We start from the raw sequence: 19,568 nt of genomic DNA, 5'->3' as shown, positions 1-19,568 counted from the left end.
GTCAGCCCACCTGCGGGACGGGAGGGAAGTTGGAGATCCAGGTGTCGAACCACGGACCGGTGCCGAGCGTGTTGGCGAAGACGCGGTAGAACGGCGCCATCAGCCGCAGGCTGCTGTCGATGTTGTCCTCGTTCTTGTTGAGCACGGCGACGACGTTCTCCAGGTGCGCGAGGGCGGGCGCGAGGTCGGCGCGGGACTGGCGGACCAGCGTCGTGAGCTCGCGGGAGAGCCGGGTGCTCGACACCAGCAGCTCGTGGACCGCGTCGCGGCGGGCGACGAGCGCGCGGAACAGCACGTCGCTGTCCTTCATCAGCGCGATGATGTCCTGGTCGCGCTCGTCGAGGACCGTCGAGACGCGCTGCAGGTTCTGCAGGAGCGTGTTGAGCTGCGCGTCCTTGGCGGCGACGTTGGCCGACAGCCGGCTCAGCCCGCCGAGGGCGCCGCGGAACTCCTCCGGGGTGTTGCGGGTCAGGTCGGCCAGCGTGGTCAGCGACTCGGCGAGCTGGTCGGTGTCGATCTTCTCCGAGGTGGAGGCGAGGCCCTCGAAGGCGTCGACGACGTCGAACGGCGACGAGGTGCGCTCGGCCGGGATGGTCGCGCCCTCGGCGAGCTGGCCGCCACCGGCCGGCTCGAGGGCGAGGAACATCGACCCGAGGACGGTCTTCACCTTGATCGCCGCCCCGGTGTCGGTGCCGAACGCGGCGGCGTCCTGGACCTTGAACGTCACCCGCACCCGGTCGCCGTCGAGCGCGATGTCGTCGACCTTGCCGACCCTCACCCCCGCGATGCGGACCTCGTCGTCGACCTGCAGGCCGCCGGCCTCGGTGAACAGCGCGTGGTAGGTCTCGCCGCCTCCGATCACCGGGAGGTCGTCGGCGCGCAGCGCGGCCACCACGACCAGGACGAGCACGACGAGGCTGACCGCGCCGACGACGACGGGGTTGCGCTCGCGGAAGGGCTTCATCTCCGTCATCCGAGATCACACCTGTCGGAGCCGGTCTGGTACTTCACCGGCAGCGAGACGCCGGCGGGCAGGTTGACCCGGCCCTGGAACTCGCACAGGTAGAAGTTGAAGAACGAGCCGTAGATCGCCGTGCGGCCGATCTTGTTGAGCTTGATCGGCAGGACCTGCAGCGCCCGGTCGAGCTCGGCCTTGTTCTCGTCGATGTTGCCGGCGACGGCCCGGAGCTGCTCGATGTCGCGGACCAGCGGCTCGCGGATCCCGTCGACCAGCGAGGCGGTCTCCACCGAGAGCGCCGAGACGTCCTCGAGGGAGCCGAGGATGGCGTTGCGGTCGCGCTTGAGCCCGCCCACGAGGGTCCGGAACGACTGGATCAGGCGGGTCAGCTGCTGGTCGCGGTCGGCGACGTGGTCGAGGACGAGCGACAGGTTGTCGATGAGGTCACCGATCACCTGGTCGCGGTCGGCGAGGGTCGAGGTGACCGACGCCGTGTGGGCCAGCAGCCCCTCGAGGGTGCCGCCCTCGCCCTGGAAGACCTGGATCAGCTCGAAGGAGAGCTGGTTGACGTCCTCGGGCGAGAGAGCCTGGAAGAGCGGCTTGAAGCCGTTGAAGAGCACGGTGAGGTCGAGCGCCGGACGGGTCCGCGAGAGCGGGATGGTCGACCCGGCGGGGAGCCGGGCGGTGTCGCCGACCTCCTGGGTGAGCGAGATGTAGCGCTGGCCGACGAGGTTGCGGTAGCGGATCGACGCGAACGTGCCGCCGTTGACCTGGGTGCCCTCGTCGACGTCGAAGGTGACCAGCGCCCGCGACCGGTCGACGATCTCGACGTCGCCGACCGTGCCGACGCGGACGCCGGCGACGCGCACGTCGTCGCCCTTCGTGACGCCGGTGGCGTCGGTGAACTCGGCGCGGTACTCCCGCGACGACCCGAAGCCCAGGTTGCCGATCGTGACCACCAGCACGCCGGTGGCGAGCGAGGTGACGAGCACGAAGACGAGCAGCTTGACGAGGTCGCCGGACGTGCGCCGGTCGAGCACGGGACTCATCGCAGGCTCACCTCCGCGCCGCGGGCCATCGGGCCGACGAGCAGCACGCCGAGGTCGGGGACGTCGTCCGCGCTGACCCCGAGCCCGGGGGCGAGGAGCGCCTTCAGCACGCTCGCCTCGTCGCGGCCGCCCGCGTAGCCGGCGGCGGTGCCGGACCAGCCCGGGCCGACGCGGCTGGTGCCCTTGCCGGTCGGCTCGTCGATGCCGTCGACGAAGTCGGGCTGGTGGGTGACCGGGTTGCTCTGCGACCACGGCGGGCTCGGCAGCCGGCCGCAGTAGTAGCCGCGCTTGTCGCCGTAGACGGGGGCATCCTGCGGCCCGTAGGCACGCGGCTGGTTCGGGATGGTCTCGAGCACGATGTGGAGGGTGAACCCGCGGAACGCCTCGGCCTGCAGCTTGCCGGCGCCGACGATGCCGCCCAGCAGGCACGGGTAGCCGGGCGCGTAGCGGGCGAGCACCTCGAGCTGGGAGGAGGCGAGGTCGCCGAGGCGCACCAGGTTGTCGCCGTTGCTCCGCGTGAACTGCTCGGCCACCGAGGCGAACCGCGACACGTCGTTGAAGAGCGCCTTCAGCTTCTCCTCGCGCCCCTCGAGGGTGCCGGTGGTGGTGATCGTGTTGCGCAGGATCGTCGCGACCTCCGGCAGCGCGTCGGCGTACGTGTCCGACACGTCCGCGGTCAGGCGCAGGTCCTCGACGAGGGCGGGGATCTCGGGGTTGAGCTTGCGGAGGTAGCCGTCGAGCGTCTCCAGGCTCGCCCCGAGCGCGTCGCCGCGCCCCTCCAGCGCGGTCGCGACGGCGTTGAGGGTCATGTTCAGGTCGGCCGGCTGCACCGCCCGGAGCAGCGGGTAGAGGTCGCTGAGCACCTTCTCGACCTCGGTCGACAGCGCCGTGCGGCGGATCTCGTCGCCGGCCTCGATCGGCGGCGCGGTCGAGCCGCCGTCGGGGACGACGAGGGAGACGTACTTCTCGCCGAACAGCGTCTTGGGCAGGATCGACGCCGTGACGTCGCGTGGGATCTCCGCGGTCCGGTCGGGGTAGAGGCCGAGCGTGATGTCGGCGCCCTCGGCGGTGGGGACGAAGTCGAGGACCTCGCCCACGATCACCCCCCTGATCTTCACGTCGGCCCGCTTCGGCAGCTGCAGGCCGATGCGCGAGGCGTGCACCACGACCTCGTCGTAGTCGCTGAACTTCTGGGTGAACACGCCGTAGGTGGCCCAGACGCCCGCGAGCATCAGGACCAGGAAGACCACGCCCAGGGACTTCTGCCTCATCGCCGCCTCACCCGGCCAGCCGCACGGTCGTCGCCGCGCCCCAGATCGCCATGGACAGGAACAGGTCGAGCACGTTGATCGCGACGATGCTCGTGCGGACCGCGCGGCCCACCGCGACGCCCACGCCCGCGGGGCCCCCGGAGGCGGTGTAGCCGTGGTAGCAGTGGATGAGGATGACGGTGACGGCGAAGACCAGCACCTTGCCGAAGGACCACAGGACGTCGCCCGGTGGCAGGAACGCGTTGAAGTAGTGGTCGTAGGTGCCGGGCGACTGGCCGTAGATCTGGGTGACCACGAGCCGGCTCGCGAAGTACGACGACAGCAGGCCGACGACGTAGAGCGGGATGATCGCGATCAGCCCGCCGACGACGCGGGTCGCCACGAGGAACGGCATCGACGGGATCGCCATCACCTCGAGCGCGTCGACCTCCTCGGAGATCCGCATCGCGCCGAGCTGGGCGGTGAAGCCGCAGCCCACGGTCGCGGCCAGCGCGATGCCGGCGACCAGCGGGGCGATCTCGCGGGTGTTGAAGTAGGCCGAGACGAAGCCCGAGAAGGCGGCGGTGCCGAGCTGGTCGAGGGCGGCGTAGCCGGACAGCCCGACCTGGGCGCCGGTGAAGAAGGTCATGCCGATGATCACGCCGACCGTGCCGCCGATGACCGCCAGCGCCCCCGAGCCGAGGGTGACCTCGGCGAGGATCCGCATGATCTCCCGGGGGTAGCGCCGGATCGACCGCGGCACCGCGCGGAGCACCGCGAGGTGGAAGGCGAGCTGCCCGCCGAGGCCGTCGAGCGCGGTGAGCGGCTTGGTGTGGAGGTCCTTGAGCGCCATGTCATCCGCCCTTCGGGGGCACGACCTGGAGGTAGATCATGCTGAGGACGAAGTTGGCGACGAAGAGCAGCAGGAAGGTGATGACGACCGACTCGTTGACCGCGTCGCCGACACCCTTCGGGCCGCCGCTGGCGTTCATGCCCTTGTAGGAGGCGACGATCGCGGCGATCACGCCGAAGACGAGCGCCTTCAGCAGGCCGATCCACAGGTCGGGCAGCTGGGCCAGGGCGGTGAAGCTCGCGAGGTACGCGCCCGGGGTGCCGTCCTGGAGGATCACGTTGAAGACGTAGCCGCCGGTGACGCCGACGACGCTGACCATGCCGTTGAGGAAGAACGCGACGAGCATGCAGGCGAGCACGCGCGGGACGACGAGGCGCTGGATCGGGTCGATGCCCAGCACCATCATCGCGTCGAGCTCCTCGCGGATCTTGCGGGCGCCGAGGTCGGCGGCGATGGCGGAGCCGCCCGCGCCGGCGATGAGCAGGGCGGTGCCGATCGGGGCCGCCTGCTGGACCACCGCGAGCACCGACGCGGAGCCGGTGAAGGACTGCGCGCCGAACTGCTTGATCAGCCCGCCGACCTGCAGCGCGATCACCGCGCCGAACGGGATGGCGACGAGCGCCGTGGGCACGATCGTGACGGAGGCGATGAACCACGCCTGCTGGATGAACTCGCGCAGCTGGAACGGGCGCCGGAAGAGCGCGCGGAGCACGTCGAGGGCGAACGCGAAGAGGTTGCCCGCGACCGCGACCGGCGCGAGGGCGCGCGTGGGGAGGGAGGTGGACACGACGCCTCAGGCCCCCGGCGCCAGGCCGGCGTTGCTGGACTCGAAGGAGCCGGGCGGCGGGGTGACGCCGTGCTCGCGGCACCACTCCCCCGCGGGCCGCTGGCTGCGGCGCGGGATCCCGTTGGACGGGTCGAGCTGGAGCGGGATCGGCGGCAGCGGTGGCAGCTCCTGGCCGGCCTCGGCGGCGAGCTCGTCGGCGTCCTTCTCCTCCGACATGCCGATCGGGCCGACCCGCTGGGCGTTGAGGAACTGGCGCACCACCGGCTCCTCCGAGCTGAGCAGCTCCTCGCGCGGGCCGAACATCGCGAGGTGGCGGTGGTAGAGCAGCCCGATGTTGTCGGGCACCGTCCGCGCGGTGTTGATGTCGTGGGTGACGATGAGGAAGGTGGCGTCGATCTGGGCGTTGAGGTCGACGATCAGCTGGTTGAGGAAGGCCGTACGCACCGGGTCGAGGCCCGAGTCGGGCTCGTCGAAGAGCACGATCTCGGGGTCGAGCACGAGCGCGCGGGCGAGGCCGGCGCGCTTGCGCATGCCGCCGGAGATCTCGCCGGGGAGCTTGTCCTCCGAGCCGAGCAGGCCGACGAGGTCCATCTTCTCCATGACGACCTCGCGGACCTCCGACTCCGACTTGCGCGTGTGCTCGCGCAGCGGGAAGGCGACGTTGTCGTAGAGGTTCATCGAGCCGAACATCGCGCCGTCCTGGAACAGCACGCCGAAGAGCTTGCGGATCTCGTAGAGGTCGCGCTCGGAGCAGCTCGCGATGTCGGTGCCCTCGATGACGATGGAGCCCTTGTCGGGCTTGATCAGCCCGATGAGGGTCTTGAGGAAGACCGACTTGCCGGTGCCGGACGGCCCGAGCATCACGCAGATCTCGCCCGCCGGGATCGTGAGCGACACGTCGCCCCAGATCAGCTGCTTGCCGAACGACTTCGTGAGGTCCCTGACCTCGATCTCCACACCCATGCGCCCTCCTCCCTCCGGCCCGAGCCGCGGCTCCCTCCGCGGGCTGCTCCTGAGGGGGACAACGCCGCTCCCGGCGTGGGGTTACGGGGTGGTGGGACGAGCGTCACTCCGGTGTGTCGCGGGACTCCCCGGGACGCCAGGCGCGGTCCTCGTCGATCCGCGCCGTGACCAGCCGGCACGCCTCCCCGAACGCGCGGGCCTGCTCGGGGGTGAGCGCGTCGAAGACCAGGCGCCGCACGAGCGCGACGTGGCCCGGCCCGGCCTCGCGGGCGGCCTGCCGGCCAGCGTCGGTGAGGATCGCGAGGGTGAACCTGCCGTCGGAGGGGTCGGGCTCGCGGCGCACCCAGCCGCGGCGCTCGTGCCGGGCGACGGCGCGCGACAGCCGCGACAGCGAGCTGTTGGCGTGGCCGGCGAGGGTGCTCATCCGCAGCGTGCCGGCCTCGGCGCGCGAGAGCGCGAAGAGGATGCCGAACTCGAAGTGGGCCATCCTCGAGTCGCGCTGGAGCTGGGCGTCGAGCGCGGCCGGCACCCACTCCAGGAGCGTGGCGACCGACGACCAGGTCGCGAGCTCGTCGTCGTCGAAGGCGTCCGTCATGCCGTCACGCTAGCCGATGACTTGCTTGGGCAAGTCATGGCGTACGGTGACTTGCTCAGGAAAGTCAATGGTCGCCCTCCCGCGACCCGATGAGGAGGCAGTGGTGGATCTCCGGCTCCAGGAGAAGAACGTGTTCGTCAGCGGCTCGACCGAGGGGATCGGCTTCGCCGTCGCGCGGGCGTGCCTCGCGGAGGGCGCGTCGGTGGTCGTCAACGGCCGCACCGAGGAAGGGGTCGATGCCGCGGTCGCCCGCCTCGCCGCTCTTGTCCCGGGCGCTGCGGTCTCGGGTCTCGCCGCGGACCTCGCCGATGCCGGCCAGGTGCGGGCGCTGCTCGACCGCCTCGGCGAGGTGGACGTGCTGGTCAACAACGTCGGGACGTTCGGCGTCGAGCCGTTCCTCGACGTCACCGACGAGACATGGGAGCACTACGTCGAGCTCAACCTGATGAGCGGCGTACGCCTCTCCCGCGCCCTGCTGCCGGCCATGCTCGAGCGCGACTGGGGCCGCATCGTCTTCGTCGGCACCGAGTCGGCCGTCGACGTCCCCGGCGACATGGTCCACTACGGCGCGACCAAGGCCGCGGCGCTCGCGCTGGCCGACGGCCTCGCCAAGCTCACCCGCGGCACCGGCGTCACCGTCAACACCGTCCTCGGCGGCCCCACCTGGTCCGACGGCGTACGCCGCGCGGTCGAGGGCATCGCCGAGGCGCAGGGCATCGCCGTCACCGACCTCGCCGCGTCCCTCGTGCGGCCGACCTCGCTCGTGGGGCGCTTCCTGGACCCCGACGAGATCGCCTCGCTCGTCACCTACCTCGCGAGCCCGCTCTCCGCTGCGACGAACGGGGCCGCACTGCGGGCGGACGGGGGTGTGTTGGCGGGGGTGGGGTGAGCAGTAGGCACGTAGGAGAGGTGGGCGCTCGGCTCAACGCCGCAGTGTCAGCACGACGCTCACTGCGGCGTAGTAGGCCACGTACAGCAGCGACAGGACGGTGACGACGACGTTCGGGTCGGGGAACTGCAGCAGCATCACCGCGTAGGTCACCAGCCACAACCCCGCCAGGGTGATGTTGAGGCGGCGGGCGAAGGCGGTCCGGGAGGGGTAGACGTACTTGATGGGCACGAAGACCAGCACCACGCAGGTCAGCACCAGCGCCGCGGTCGCGCCGGGGGACACGCCCAGCACGATCACGTAGAGGGCCAGGACGTTCCAGTAGCTCGGGAATCCGAGGAAGAAGTGGTCGTCGGTCTTGGCGTCGGTGCGGCAGAACTGATAGCTGGACGCCAGGAGCGGCAGCACCGCGAGCACGGTGCCGAGCCGCCCTTCCGGCAGGTGGCCGCCGTGCCAGAGCAGGAAGACCGGCACGAAGCAGTAGGTGATGTAGTCGACGATGTCGTCGAGCCGCGCCCCGTCGAAGGCCGGGATGACCTCCTTGACGCGGAGCCGGCGAGCAAGCATGCCGTCGGTGCCGTCGATGATGAGTGCGAGGAAGAGCCACCACAACGCCGCGATCTCCTCGCCGCCGACGGCGGCTGTCAGGGCGAGGAACGCGATCGCGGTGCCGCTGGCGGTGTAGGCGTGCAGGGCCCAGCCCGCGGCGCGAAGGCGCGGCGATTCCTTGGCGACGTGCGTCGCTGTCATGTGGATAGCTACCTCTCGGTCACGCCCGGAGGGCGTCTGCGCATGGACCGGGTGCCCGCCGCTCGAGCACCCGCTGTCGTTGGCAACGCCAAGCATGCTGGATCAGTCTCAGCGCCAGGAACAGGACAACGCCGATGGGACCGTGGTTTCCGTCGCCGAGGTGCCACAATTGCCTCGCCATGCCGCCCGTCCCGTCACTGCCGAACACTCGAGTGGGATCGCGCTGGCGGTCGATCCTCGTGCAGCTCGTGGTCTTCGCCTGCGTGGGCGCTGCCTTCAACGTGCTGTACGGACTGCTCTACGTCCTCCTCCGGGAGCAGCTCGCCGCGCAGCCGGCGAACGCCCTCGCGCTCGTGCTGTCGACGATCGCTGGGACGTTCGGGCACCGCTACGTCACCTTCGGGGTCCGTGGCACGGAGCGAACCGTGCAGCACCAGGCGCTCGGCCTCGCCCTCCTCGCCTTCAGTCTCGCCGTGACGGCTGGTGCCCTGTGGGTGCTCGACGCCACCGTCGCCGAGCCGTCGCGTCGGCAGGAGCTCGCGGTCCTCATCGCGGCCAACCTGGGCACCGGCCTGGTGCGGTTCTGCGCATTCCGTGTGGCGATGGTGGGCCACCGGCGCTCGATGGACGCGAGCGGTACGACTGGGTCGAACGTCTCTGCCACGCGCGCGCCCTAGGGCTCACCAACCCTGGCCGAGGTCGCGTCAGCGGACCGCCTGATCCTGTCGCGCTCCGGATCTGCGGCGATCCGGTCGAGGAGGGGACGTGTGTCGTTCCCGCCGCGTCACGGCGCCGCTGCGGGACGTCGCACGCGGTGCCGTGTCGCCCGCGCCTAAGGGCGCATCCTTGCGCTACGCCCGAGCCCATTCCACGACAGCACCGTGGGTGACATCCCCACTGCCCTTCAGGAGGGCCTGACGCAGCGCCGTGTAGTCCAGCGCTCCATCAACGAGGAGCGCTCCGAAAGCTCCGGTGGCCAATCGTCCTGCGAGTTGCTCTGTCCACGCCCACCAACCTGTGTCTGGTGAGAACGCGAAGAGCGCCGCCGATACGGCGACCAACGACAGGCTGATGCCAAGGAGAACTCGTCCAGCCGACCGGTTGACTGACTGCCAGATCAGCGAGAGACGTCCGTTGATCGGAATTGCCTGTCCCGTCATGAGGAGCTCATTCGTAACGGAGCGAACCTGGATGCTCGCGAAACTTGTAGTGAACAGTCGTGCGTGCCCGCCACGTCGAACCGCGGCACCTCGAGACGTGAAGACCCGAGCGTCCGCTGGGCCGCGCTTAGCTGGGCTTAGGGCACCCACGAACTCGGCCGTAGCGCGTTGAAGAGCTCCCAAATCAGGCGATCGCAGACGCGCCTGTAGCGAGTGAGTGCGCGTCTCCACGGCCGGCGGATCCAAGAACAAAATTCCGTACACGTTCTCCTGGCTCTTGATCACGACCATGTCGCGTTGGAAGGCTTCGTCGCGCTCGTCCAGCGGAATCTGGACGAGCAGCAGTAACGCCTGCGACAAGGCCGTGTGCTCAAATGTGAACTGTTCGAACCGACGATCCGGGCCTTTGTCGTGATCCGTGATCACGGTCTGAATGAAGCGGCTGTCAGGACTGACCGGCAGGTCCTGACCGGCTCGACGCACTTTGTCGAGGACCCTCTTGGCCAAGCCCACAAGAGTCTCGTGCGAGAGGTCAATCTTGGCGTGCGTCCAGCCAGTCTCGTCTAGTGCGCCCAGCAGAGGTTCGTAGATCTTCACATCGCCCTGCACTTGAAACTTGAGCACGGTGCGCATGAGCTGGTCCCCCACTTAGTGCCGAACGGTGAACGCACTGTAATGGGTCAGAACTGGATGATGTCCGCGCATCTCATGGCGCATCGCGGACTGCACCCGGGGGCTCGGGCAGCAGTGGACTTATGCTTAGCGAGACTCATGAGGGTGCGTTGTACCTGTCGGGCGGCAGAGACATCGTCACTTCCCTCCGTCACTTCGCCCCCTGTAGGGGCATCACCCTCGGCCAGCCTCGCGGTCAGCCCAAGGCTTGCAAGCCCCGGGCTGCCAACCAGGGCTTGGCGTCGTATTCGGGTGGCTCGCCTGGCGTCGCGAGCACGGGCTCAGGCCGACGGTGCCCTACGGTCGCGACAAGTCGGCCAGCCGTTCCCGTACGCCCGGCACCGTCGCGTCCTCGGCAAGCACGCGCTCGAGATCCTTTCGAGCCATGGCGAGCTTGTTCTCCGCAACGTAGGTCTCGGCCCGTTCTACGAGGGCCTTGTGCCGGATGGCGGAGTCGCGCGATTTGGACTTGAGCGCTTCCTTGAACGCCTCCCGAGCGGCGATGTGGTGGCCCTGTTCCCGGAGTGCGACTCCGCGAAAAGTGACGAGCAGGGCGGTCGGGTCGTCAGTGTTTATCATCCCGTTGGTGAGGTCGACGACGTCGCTGATACGTCCTGCTTCTAGGTAGAGCTCACACAGCGAGACCGCGGCAACCGCGGAGGGATCGAGAGCCTCAACGACGGCGATCGCCTCGTCAACGTTGCCGGCGCCCTGCTCTAGTTCAGCAAGAGCCAGCCCGAGTGCATCGCGCCCGAACGGAACTGCCGCCTCGACTCCAGAAGCGACAGCGATGGTTATGGTCGTCCGGCCGATGTACTTGCGCACAAAGGGGTGCTCTGCGACGTCGCCCCCGGCGGACCAAGCCCAGCGGCATACCTCAAGCGCCCGGTCAGTCTCTCCAGCCTGCATAGCCACCAAGCCATCGAGCGTGGCCGCAACACCAGCTGCTTCCGGGTACGCACCCGCGATTCGAGGGAGCTCTTGGTAATGCTGCTCAGTGATGGCTTTGTGCAGTTCCTTCTCCCACTTCGGTGCCATCAGCCCGGGCTTGACGGGCTTCGACGCCTGCTGCGGCGGCGTCGCCGCTCGACGCGAGGCGCCGCCTGAAACGGTCTTAGTGTGAGAGATCCCCGAGCCGGGCAACCCAACAGTCCGCGTCACCCGGCCGGACGCTGTCCGTGTGACTCGTGCACCTCGTGTGCCGACAGAGGTACTCACTCCGCTCTTGGAGACTGTCATCCGAACTCCAGGCATAACCTTGAAACTCTTCCGCGCCGTGAACCCCATGCATGGACCCTCACATGTCAGGTCTTCCCTGGCTACCCATGAAGCCGCGAAGGGGGGTCATGGGTACGAACACCGGTACTACCTCAGATGCCGGTTAACTCCTACGAGGAGTTCTGTCACTAGGAACGGCGTCTCGCCGCCGCTTGTCAGACAAGGTCAGCTCAGCAGCGCATCCCATTCAGCGAGCGTGACGAACCAGGCGCCCACTGCCACAAGGGCCCAAGCGATCCAATCGGTCTGCGCGCGTTTCACAGAGCGTCGTACTTCGAGGTGTTCGGTTCGGCTATAAGCCAACTCTCGACGGCTTCGGAGTACACCGCCTTCAGCGAGCAACCAGCGCAGAGCCTGAACCGAGGCTCCAAGAGCGACGAGTAATGCACCGAGAGGTGAAAGCAGCGACGTCATCGCCACATCTTGGCGGAGGCGCCGGGACCTGTTGTTGGGCGGCGTCTGCAGATCGAGGAATGGCCCGGCGCCGATCGGAGACCACGCCTTGGCGAAGCACACACATTCCGCCGCGAGCCGGGGCCGTCAGAGTCGGCGTCAAGCATCGGCGGTGGTGCCGATCGACGTCGAGTCTCCAGCGAAGTGCCCGCTAGACCGACGGGGGTCCTGGGATGGCTTCGGGGGGAACCGGCGAGCCGATTGCGAACACGCGCCAGCCGGCAGGCTCCAGGTCGTTCCGATGCTGCAAGGTCATAATCTTGGCGGCGACCAGCGTTGGTCCAGAAACAATCAAAGCGTGGTCTACGTCTTCAGGGAACTTCACGTAGGCCACCCGTGGTGCCGGATACGCGGGAAACGATGCGAGCCCATGACCTTCGAGCAACTCTGCAATCCCGTCGAAGTCGCCCCACCCGGGCAGGGACTCTGGCGTGCATAGGGAGGTCAAGCGATCGGTCCGGTCAGGGCCCACCGGATCACCGAGCACACTCCAGAACGCGGCCGCCACCGAGACCGGATTCTCCCAAGACACCGGTCCGAACTTTTCAAGTGTCACGTCGCCGTCGTCGAGTTTCGTTACCGACCTACGCATCCGGCCACGCCAGCGTTGAAGCTGGCCGCCGAAGTCGCGAAGCCACCACCTGTTCGCAGCGTCGCGAAACGACACCTCAGCAACGAGCCTCCCTTCAACCTCGAGAGAGCCCAGCAGATCTTTGATTGGCCAAGTCCACTCCGCGCCTGGAGGCAGGACGGGTTGAGTCGGGACTGCGAGAGGACCGACGCTCGTTACGGCTGAGCCGAAATGTCCGTACCCGACGACGACTTGGACGTCGAAGACTGGGTGCGCCCCAGCATTCTTCAACGTGACGGAAACGGAACGGACGAGTTCCCGGTCCTCGTCCTGCGTGTATCGATCGTCAACCCAAACGGTGACGCCTTCGGCAGGCGTGCGGCGGCGATCCTTGAGCTGGAGACTCAGAACCCAAGCTGACACGAAGAACGCGAGCGCCGTCGCGCCACTGCCGATTGCGCCCCACGTTTCGGCACTCCAATCGACTGGATTCACGCGGCGAGCCTAAGCGACTATGTGCCCATCGCTGGTTTCCCAGTGGTTGCAGACAGACTCCGGCTTGGGCACTGCGATCAGCGGGGTGCCGCCCTGCGTGGACGCCCTCCGGAATGCGTCAAACCGTCGCGAATGCTGCGGCACCTACGACGCTGGGCAGGTCCTCGGAGCATGCCCTTCACTGACCGCCCGCGTGCCCCTGCCGTCCTGGGGACGACGCGAGGCCCGTTGTCGGTGGCTTGCCGTAGCGTCTGTGGTGTTCGAGCGAGCGAGCTCGGGTCCTTCCTTGAGGCCAGTATCTGGCTGTACGCACCTGACGACATTGACCCACGACCGTAGTTGTCGACGCGCCCAACCTGGGGTGCGGGAGGGGCAGTGCTGTGAGTGCTCTACCAGTCGAGGAACCCCACGAGAGCGGGCCCGAGGGTGGGCGTGTCGTTGAGTGGCGTGCCCCGGGCACCGATCCGGCCGCGTCGCCGGTCGTGGCTGCGGTGCTGGAGCGGGTCCACGCCACCCTGACCGAGGTGGGCGGGCTCTCGCTGACCGGGCTCGGGGACGCGGACGTCGTGCGGGTGCTGGACGAGCTGACCAGCGCGTCGAGCCGCCTGACCCGGCAGGTGTGCCGGACCGCAGCCGAGGCCGACCAGCGGCGGTTCGGGGACACGACGGGTGCACGGCACACCCACCAGCGGTGGGCCGGCCGCAGCCGCCACACCCACGCCGAAGCCGCACGCCTTACCCGGCTCGGCCGCGCGTTCGAGGACGACCTCCACGCCCCCACCGGACAAGCGCTCGCCGACGGTCGGATCCGCATCGAGCAGGCGCGGGTCATCGTCGCCGCCGTCGACGCCATCCCCACCTCCGTGCGCTGCACCGACGGCTCCACGCGGATCATCGACCCGTCCGCCCGCACCCAGGCACGCGACCACCTGCTCAAGGCCGCGAGCGAGCACGACGCCAAGGCCCTACGCCGCCTCGGCAGGCGGATCCTCGACGTCGTCGCACCCGAGCTCGGCGAAGCCCAGGAAGCCGCGACCCTCGCGGCCGAGGAGGCGCGCGCGGACGCCGGCGTCGAGCTCACCCTCACCGACGACGGCCACGGCCGCTGCCACGGCCGGTTCACCATCCCCTCCCACGCCGGCGCGATGTTCAAGCGCCACCTCCAGGCCCTCGCGAACCCAGCCCGGCACACAGACGACGAGCTCCGCGACGAGCACGGCAACTGGAAGCCGCTGCACCGGAGGATGGGCGAGGCGTTCGTGGAGTACATCGAGCGCTACCCCGAAGACGCCACCCCGCAGACCGCCGGCGTCAACGCCACCGTCGTGATCACGATGACCCTCGAGCAGCTCCTCGGCGAGCACGCCACCGCACTCCTCGACGACGGCACCCGGATGTCCGCGGCGATGGCGCGGCGCCTGGCCTGCGAGGCCGGGATCATCCCCGCCGTCCTCGACGGCGAGGGCCGGGTCCTCGACCTCGGCCGCGCCCGGCGGCTCTTCACCAAGGCCCAGCGGATCGCGCTCGGACTGCGCGACCACGGCTGCACCGCCCGCGGGTGCGAGACCACCGCATCGGGGTGTCACGCCCACCACGACGACCCCTGGTCCAACGGCGGCACCACCGACCTCGCCAACGGTCGGCTCCTCTGCCCGCGCCACCACCGCCTCGCTCACGACCCGCGCTACGCCAAGACCGTCCACGCCGACAACCAGATCACCTTCCATCGGCGAACGTAGGCCGACCGCCCAGCCCCGAGCACCGCCGGCTCGCCACGTGACCCGTCACTGTCGGGTCGTCCGCAGGACCATCGCCCGGACCACCGGCTCCGAGTCAGCGCTTCTGACCATCACCCCGGTCACCGCCACCGATCAGCCGCTGTCGGTCGTCCGTAACTCCCGGTCGGCGCTCCCGGTCGGCCACCGGCCTGCCCGACAGGCCCACCCAGGCACCGCGACAGCGCGCCCACCTCGGAGCGATCGGCACACCCGCGGCGGCGGCAGCGTGCCCGCGCGATCCCGACGCAGTCCGGCTCACCCGCGGTCGGGCGTACCGACCGACCGCGCGATGCGGACGCAGTCCGGCTCACCCGCGGTCGGGCGTCCCGACCGGCTCGGCGTGCTGCTTCCGCTTGAAGATCGGCTTGTCCATGAACCGGGTGACCATCGAGTCCGGCCGCAGGTAGGACCATGCCCACAGGGCGCCGAGCGCCACCCCAGCGGCGCCGCGCCACATGTCGCCGTCCTCGATAGCCCAGTACCCGAGACCGACCCAGAGGACGGCGAGGACCGCGAGGATCGGACGGCCTCTCGTCCTGGCGCTCTCCGACCCGGTCATGCGAGGAGGCTACGCCGACATCCAGCCCGGCGGAACGCCTCACGCGTCCCCCGCAGCCCGGCGAGCCGACCGCCCTCTGTAGGCAGTTCGCGACCCGGCAGCACGTAACCACGCGGCGAAAGGCAGCCGAGCCCGGCGAACTGCCTGCTCCATCGACAGCCAGCGAGACCCTCAGCCCCGCCGCCTCCGGATCTCGGCGTTGATCGCCGGGACCACCTCGTGCAGGTCGCCGATGACGGCGTGGGTCGCCTTGGTGACCATCGGGGCGTCGGGGTCGGTGTTGATCGCGAGGATCGCCTTCGCGGTGCTGCAGCCGGCCCAGTGCTGGATCGCGCCGCTGATGCCGCAGGGGATGTAGAGGTCCGGCGAGATCCGGCTGCCGGTCTGACCGACCTGCTCGTGGTGGGGGCGCCAGCCCAGCGAGGTGACCACCCGCGAGACGCCGAGCGAGGCGTCGAGGAGGTCGACCAGCTCGAGCAGGTCGTCGAAGCCCTCGGCCGAGCCGGCGCCGCGGCCCGCACCGACGACCACGCGGGCCGACTTCAGCGTCCCGGAGAGGTCGGGCTCGGGCTCGTCGGTCGACACCACGCGGGCCACCAGGTCGGCGTCGGGGACGTCGGGCGTCTCCACGACCACCTCGCCGGCGCCGGGGGCGTCGGCGGGGCGCGCCTCGACGGTGTGGCCGGCGACGGTGAAGAGCGCGGGCCGCTGGGACAGCTGCATCTCCTCGAGCGCCGCTCCTCCGACGACCTGGCGGGTCACCGTGAAGGGCGAGAGCCCGCCGAAGGACACGACGTTGGCGGCCATCGGCACCCCGGCGCGCGCCCCGAGGTGGGCGAGCACCTCGTTGCCGCGCGGGGTGCCGGACGCCATCACGACCACGGCCCCGGCGCTCGCGCGTACGTGCTCGACGCCCGTGGCCCAGGCGGCACCGGAGAACGCGTCGTAGGCCGGACCGGTCAGCGCGTGGACGCGGCGCACGCCGTAGGACGCGAGCACCGTGACGAGGGAGTCGTCGGGGGCACCCACCACGACCGCGTCGATCGGGATGCCGCCACCGGCGGCGGCCAGGTCGCGGGCGAAGGTGATCGCCTCGCGGGACGTCTCGACGGCCTCGCCCGCGGGCGAGACCTCGACCAGCACGACGATCATCGGGCCAGCACCCCCAGCCGCTCGAACAGGTCGACCACCGCGGGCGCGGCCGCCGCGCCCTCCCCCAGCACCTCCACCGAGGACGGCGACGGCGGCGGGAGCACGAGCCGTACGCGCGCCGGGCCGACGGGCTCGGCCACCGGCTGGCGCTCCTCGATCGGCACCTTCTTCGCCTTCATCCGACCCGGGACGGTCGGGTAGCGCGGCTCGACTCCACCCTCGAGGACCGTCACCACCGCGGGCAGGGGGACCCGGTAGGTCTCGTGGCCGTCCGGACCCGAGCCGCTGGCGGTCACGGTCCCGTCGGACACCGACACCGTGCTGACGCCGTTGACGACCGGCCAGCCGAGCTCGTGGGCCAACCGGATCCCGACCTGGTGGTCGCCGCTGTCGGCGGCGTCGTTGCCGAGCAGCACCAGCTGGTGGGGGGTGCCGGCCGCCTCGTGGTCGCGGACCACGGCCGCGAGCTCGCGCGCGACGTCGGCGGGGCCGAGGGACTGCGCGTCGACCAGGACGTGGGTCGCGGCCGTGCAGCCGACCGCGAGCGCGGAGCGCAGCTGCTCCACCGCGTCGGCGTCGCCGAGGGTGACCACCGTCGCCCCTCCGCCCTGGTCCGCGGCGATCCGCACCGCGAGCTCGACCGCGCACTCCTCGTGGGCGCTGGTGGTGAAGCCGGCGAACCGGCCGTCCACCCCCTGGCCGTCCTCGGTGAGCACGACCTCGCTGGAGGAGTCGACGACCCGCTTCACGCAGACGAGCGGGTTCATCGGATGCGCTCGTTGGACGGGTCGAGGAGCGGGGTGGCGTCGACCGAGCCGACGGTCACGGGATAGAGCTCCTCCATGTAGGACACGGCGAGCTGGTTGCCGATCACCGCCTCGGCCGGGGGCAGGTAGGCGAGCAGCACGTGCGTGCCGAGCGAGGGCGCCGAGCCGGCGCTCGTGACGTACGGGTGGTGGCCATGGCCGTCGGTGAGCGTGCCGCCGTCGCGGGTCAGGATCGGCTCGCCGCCGAGCATGTAGCGCTTCACGCCGGACGCGGACGTGTGGTCGTCGACGGTCAGGGTGCAGAGCACCGCCTTCGGTGCCTCCCCTGAATCCAACACAGCCCGCTGCGCGAGGTAGGCCTCCTTGCCGACGAAGTCGGCGGCCTTGACCTTGGGCCGCTGCATGCCGGCCTCGACGATGGAGCGCTCGGAGTCGAGCTCGGCGCCATAGGCGCGGTAGCCCTTCTCGATCCGGCCGGTGGTGCCGTAGACGCCGATCCCGGCGGGCACGACGCCGTGCGGCGCACCCGCGTCGAGCAGCGCCTCCCAGAGCTCGGCCGCGCGGTCCATCGCGACGTAGAGCTCCCAGCCGAGCTCGCCGACGTAGGAGATGCGCGACGCGAGCACCGGGATGCCGCCGATCTCGATCTCGCGGCAGGTCAGGAAACCGAAGCCGCCGTCGGACACGTCGTCGGAGGTGAGCGAGGCGACCACCTCGCGTGCCTTCGGTCCCCAGATGCCGACCGTGGAGACGTCGTCGGTCAGGTCGGTGAGCGTCGTGGTGCCCGACTCCGGCAGGTGACCCGAGAACCACGCGCGGTCGGCCATGCCGTGGGCGCCGCCGGTGACCACGCGGAAGTGGTCGTCGCCGAGCCGCATCACGGTGAGGTCGGACTTGAAGCCGCCCTTGGCGTCGAGGACCGGCGTGTAGATCACCTTGCCGACGGCGACGTCGCACTGCGCGACGCAGGTGCGCTGCACGACGTCGAGCGCCTCGGGGCCCTCGATGTCGAAGATGCAGAACGCCGACAGGTCGATGACCGCGGCCGCCTCACGCATCCGGAGGTGCTCGGCGTTGATGATCGGGCTCCACCACCGGGCGTCCCACTCGTGCTCGCGCGGCATGACCGCGTCGCCGTACTGCTCGACGAGGCCGGCGTTGGACTCGTACCAGAACGGGCGCTCCCAGCCGGCGGTCTCGAAGAAGACGGCGCCGAGCTTGGCCTGGGCGTCGTGCATCGGCGAGAGCCGCTGGTCGCGGTCGGACTCGTACTGCTCGGCCGGGTGCACGATGCCGTAGGTCTTGATGAACGACTCGGTGGTGCGCAGCCGGGTGTGCTCGCGGCGCTTCTGGTGGGCGTGGAAGCGGGCGATGTCGCTGTGGTGCAGGTCGATCTCGGAGTGGCCGTGGGTCATCCACTCGGCGACCGCGCGACCGACGCCGGGACCCTCCTTGATCCACACCGCCGCCGCGGTCCAGAGCCCGGCGACCTCGCTCTCGCCCAGGATGGGGTTGCCGTCGCAGGTGAGCGAGAGCAGGCCGTTGATGGCGTAGCGGATCTCCGCGCCCTCGGCGCCGAGCAGGTCGGGCATCAGCTCGTAGGCCTGCTCGAGCTGGGGGTCGAAGTCGTCCTCGGTGAAGGGCATCTCGGTCGGCGACAGCTTGGCCTGCTCGATCGAGGGGATGTCCTCGGGCTCGTGGAGGATCGCGCGGTGGGCGTAGGACCCGACCTCCATGTCGGCGCCGTGCTGGCGCTCGTAGCAGAAGGTGTCCATGTCGCGGACGATCGGGAAGGAGATCTCACCCTCCTTCTCGGACAGCTGGGGGCAGGGGCCGACGCTGATCATCTGGTGCACCGCGGGCGTCAGCGGGATCGAGATCCCGGCCATGTCACCGAGCTTGGGGCTCCACACCCCGGCCGCGATCACCACCACCTTCGCCTCGATGTCGCCGCCGGTGGTCCGGACGCGGGTGATCCGGCGGCGTCCGTGGGCGCCCTCCTCGGTGTCGAGGCCGGTCACCTCCACCGTGGGCACGACGGTGAGCTCGCCGGTCGCCAGGGCGCGCTCGCGCATGATCGTGCCGGCCCGCAGCGAGTCGACCACGCCCACGCCGGGCGTCCAGAAGGCCCCGATGAACTGGTCCTCCTCGATGAACGGCACCTTCTCCTTCACGAACGCCGGGGTCACCAGCGACGCCTCGATGCCCCACGCCCTCGCGCTCGACATGCGCCGGCGCAGCTCCTCCATCCGCTCCTCGGTCCGGGCGATCTCGAAGCCGCCGGACTGCGTGAAGACGCCCATCTCCTGGTACTGCGCGACCGAGTCGAGGGTGAGGTCGGTGATCTCGCGGGAGTGGTCGACGGTGAAGATGAAGTTGGACGCGTGACCGGTGGAGCCGCCCGGGTTGGGCAGCGGCCCCTTGTCGATCTGGACCACGTCCGTCCACCCGAGCCGGGTGAGGTGGTGCACCAGGCTGTTGCCGACGATGCCGGCTCCGATCACGACGACGTTCGCGGTCGCGGGGACCTCGGCCATGGGTGCCTCCTGCGTGGGAACGGCGTTGCGTATCACGCAACGTGTTGCGTCA

General features: G+C 69.9%; 18 protein-coding genes. 3 read left to right on the top strand and 15 right to left on the bottom strand.

Features of this window, described 5'->3' with window-relative positions:
• Position 1 precedes the first annotated feature (1 nt).
• The 7 genes from LN652_RS16675 to LN652_RS16645 form a co-directional block, all read right to left on the bottom strand.
• Positions 2-964: an MCE family protein gene (locus LN652_RS16675; protein WP_230441721.1), complete on the bottom strand. Its 963-nt coding sequence runs from the start codon at positions 962-964 to the stop codon at positions 2-4.
• Positions 965-969: 5 nt separating this feature from the next.
• Positions 970-2,007 (bottom strand): MCE family protein, encoded by a 1,038-nt coding sequence (locus tag LN652_RS16670; RefSeq protein ID WP_230441720.1) that lies wholly within the window; start codon positions 2,005-2,007, stop codon positions 970-972.
• Positions 2,004-3,278, bottom strand: coding sequence for an MCE family protein (locus LN652_RS16665; protein ID WP_230441719.1), 1,275 nt, complete (start codon positions 3,276-3,278; stop codon positions 2,004-2,006). Before LN652_RS16665 ends, LN652_RS16670 begins: the two co-directional genes overlap by 4 nt.
• Before the next feature lie 7 nt (positions 3,279-3,285).
• Complete coding sequence (locus tag LN652_RS16660; RefSeq protein WP_230441718.1) at positions 3,286-4,110, bottom strand: MlaE family ABC transporter permease; 825 nt, start codon at positions 4,108-4,110, stop codon at positions 3,286-3,288.
• Position 4,111: 1 nt separating this feature from the next.
• Positions 4,112-4,897: an MlaE family ABC transporter permease gene (locus LN652_RS16655; protein WP_230441717.1), complete on the bottom strand. Its 786-nt coding sequence runs from the start codon at positions 4,895-4,897 to the stop codon at positions 4,112-4,114.
• A gap of 6 nt (positions 4,898-4,903) precedes the next feature.
• Positions 4,904-5,860 carry an ABC transporter ATP-binding protein gene (locus LN652_RS16650; RefSeq protein ID WP_230441716.1) on the bottom strand — a complete coding sequence of 319 codons (957 nt, stop codon included), beginning with the start codon at positions 5,858-5,860 and terminating at the stop codon, positions 4,904-4,906.
• A gap of 103 nt (positions 5,861-5,963) precedes the next feature.
• Entirely contained in the window at positions 5,964-6,455 is a 492-nt protein-coding gene (locus tag LN652_RS16645; RefSeq protein WP_230441715.1) for a MarR family winged helix-turn-helix transcriptional regulator, read from the bottom strand.
• A gap of 103 nt (positions 6,456-6,558) precedes the next feature.
• On the opposite strand from LN652_RS16645, the gene LN652_RS16640 reads away from it, so the two are divergent.
• Positions 6,559-7,344, top strand: coding sequence for an SDR family NAD(P)-dependent oxidoreductase (locus tag LN652_RS16640; protein ID WP_230441714.1), 786 nt, complete (start codon positions 6,559-6,561; stop codon positions 7,342-7,344).
• Positions 7,345-7,377: 33 nt separating this feature from the next.
• Here the strand turns inward: LN652_RS16640 and LN652_RS16635 are convergent, their stop codons facing one another.
• Positions 7,378-8,094, bottom strand: coding sequence for a CDP-alcohol phosphatidyltransferase family protein (locus tag LN652_RS16635; protein WP_230441713.1), 717 nt, complete (start codon positions 8,092-8,094; stop codon positions 7,378-7,380).
• Positions 8,095-8,273: 179 nt separating this feature from the next.
• Here LN652_RS16635 and LN652_RS16630 point away from each other — a divergent pair, with 179 nt between their 5' ends.
• On the top strand, positions 8,274-8,771 hold the full coding sequence (locus LN652_RS16630) for a GtrA family protein (protein WP_230441712.1): 498 nt from the start codon (positions 8,274-8,276) through the stop codon (positions 8,769-8,771).
• A 174-nt stretch (positions 8,772-8,945) separates the two neighbouring features.
• Here the strand turns inward: LN652_RS16630 and LN652_RS16625 are convergent, their stop codons facing one another.
• The 3 genes from LN652_RS16625 to LN652_RS16615 form a co-directional block, all read right to left on the bottom strand.
• Entirely contained in the window at positions 8,946-9,887 is a 942-nt protein-coding gene (locus LN652_RS16625; protein WP_230441711.1) for a hypothetical protein, read from the bottom strand.
• Positions 9,888-10,223: 336 nt separating this feature from the next.
• Entirely contained in the window at positions 10,224-11,213 is a 990-nt protein-coding gene (locus LN652_RS16620; protein WP_230441710.1) for a DUF4236 domain-containing protein, read from the bottom strand.
• 595 nt (positions 11,214-11,808) lie between these two features.
• The gene (locus tag LN652_RS16615; RefSeq protein ID WP_230441709.1) at positions 11,809-12,723 is read right to left on the bottom strand and encodes a hypothetical protein; all 915 of its coding nucleotides are present in this window, start codon (positions 12,721-12,723) and stop codon (positions 11,809-11,811) included.
• 482 nt (positions 12,724-13,205) lie between these two features.
• Here LN652_RS16615 and LN652_RS16610 point away from each other — a divergent pair, with 482 nt between their 5' ends.
• Entirely contained in the window at positions 13,206-14,462 is a 1,257-nt protein-coding gene (locus tag LN652_RS16610) for an HNH endonuclease signature motif containing protein (RefSeq protein ID WP_230441708.1), read from the top strand.
• A gap of 346 nt (positions 14,463-14,808) precedes the next feature.
• Here LN652_RS16610 and LN652_RS16605 read toward each other — a convergent pair whose 3' ends face one another.
• The 4 genes from LN652_RS16605 to LN652_RS16590 all read right to left on the bottom strand — a co-directional run bounded on the left by LN652_RS16605 (position 14,809) and on the right by LN652_RS16590 (position 19,516).
• Positions 14,809-15,060 carry a hypothetical protein gene (locus LN652_RS16605; protein WP_230441707.1) on the bottom strand — a complete coding sequence of 84 codons (252 nt, stop codon included), beginning with the start codon at positions 15,058-15,060 and terminating at the stop codon, positions 14,809-14,811.
• A gap of 171 nt (positions 15,061-15,231) precedes the next feature.
• Positions 15,232-16,212 (bottom strand): electron transfer flavoprotein subunit alpha/FixB family protein, encoded by a 981-nt coding sequence (locus LN652_RS16600; RefSeq protein ID WP_230441706.1) that lies wholly within the window; start codon positions 16,210-16,212, stop codon positions 15,232-15,234.
• The gene (locus tag LN652_RS16595) at positions 16,209-16,979 is read right to left on the bottom strand and encodes an electron transfer flavoprotein subunit beta/FixA family protein (RefSeq protein ID WP_230441705.1); all 771 of its coding nucleotides are present in this window, start codon (positions 16,977-16,979) and stop codon (positions 16,209-16,211) included. The genes LN652_RS16600 and LN652_RS16595 overlap by 4 nt, the downstream gene beginning before the upstream one ends.
• Entirely contained in the window at positions 16,976-19,516 is a 2,541-nt protein-coding gene (locus LN652_RS16590) for a GcvT family protein (protein WP_230441704.1), read from the bottom strand. Before LN652_RS16590 ends, LN652_RS16595 begins: the two co-directional genes overlap by 4 nt.
• Between the last annotated feature and the right edge of the window lie 52 nt (positions 19,517-19,568).

Source organism: Nocardioides okcheonensis (assembly GCF_020991065.1).
In the GTDB taxonomy this organism is placed as follows: Bacteria; Actinomycetota; Actinomycetes; order Propionibacteriales; family Nocardioidaceae; genus Nocardioides; species Nocardioides okcheonensis.
This window is presented reverse-complemented; position numbering and strand designations above follow the sequence as displayed.

Excerpts from the sequence above, each read along its gene's own strand:
- LN652_RS16620 (WP_230441710.1), bottom strand. The coding sequence starts at position 11,213 with ATGGGGTTCACGGCGCGGAAGAGTTTCAAGGTTATGCCTGGAGTTCGG.
- LN652_RS16650 (WP_230441716.1), bottom strand. The coding sequence starts at position 5,860 with ATGGGTGTGGAGATCGAGGTCAGGGACCTCACGAAGTCGTTCGGCAAG.
- LN652_RS16660 (WP_230441718.1), bottom strand. The coding sequence starts at position 4,110 with ATGGCGCTCAAGGACCTCCACACCAAGCCGCTCACCGCGCTCGACGGC.
- LN652_RS16595 (WP_230441705.1), bottom strand. The coding sequence starts at position 16,979 with ATGAACCCGCTCGTCTGCGTGAAGCGGGTCGTCGACTCCTCCAGCGAG.
- LN652_RS16645 (WP_230441715.1), bottom strand. The coding sequence starts at position 6,455 with ATGACGGACGCCTTCGACGACGACGAGCTCGCGACCTGGTCGTCGGTC.
- LN652_RS16625 (WP_230441711.1), bottom strand. The coding sequence starts at position 9,887 with ATGCGCACCGTGCTCAAGTTTCAAGTGCAGGGCGATGTGAAGATCTAC.
- LN652_RS16605 (WP_230441707.1), bottom strand. The coding sequence starts at position 15,060 with ATGACCGGGTCGGAGAGCGCCAGGACGAGAGGCCGTCCGATCCTCGCG.
- LN652_RS16635 (WP_230441713.1), bottom strand. The coding sequence starts at position 8,094 with ATGACAGCGACGCACGTCGCCAAGGAATCGCCGCGCCTTCGCGCCGCG.
- LN652_RS16665 (WP_230441719.1), bottom strand. The coding sequence starts at position 3,278 with ATGAGGCAGAAGTCCCTGGGCGTGGTCTTCCTGGTCCTGATGCTCGCG.
- LN652_RS16630 (WP_230441712.1), top strand. The coding sequence starts at position 8,274 with ATGCCGCCCGTCCCGTCACTGCCGAACACTCGAGTGGGATCGCGCTGG.
- LN652_RS16590 (WP_230441704.1), bottom strand. The coding sequence starts at position 19,516 with ATGGCCGAGGTCCCCGCGACCGCGAACGTCGTCGTGATCGGAGCCGGC.
- LN652_RS16675 (WP_230441721.1), bottom strand. The coding sequence starts at position 964 with ATGAAGCCCTTCCGCGAGCGCAACCCCGTCGTCGTCGGCGCGGTCAGC.
- LN652_RS16600 (WP_230441706.1), bottom strand. The coding sequence starts at position 16,212 with ATGATCGTCGTGCTGGTCGAGGTCTCGCCCGCGGGCGAGGCCGTCGAG.
- LN652_RS16670 (WP_230441720.1), bottom strand. The coding sequence starts at position 2,007 with ATGAGTCCCGTGCTCGACCGGCGCACGTCCGGCGACCTCGTCAAGCTG.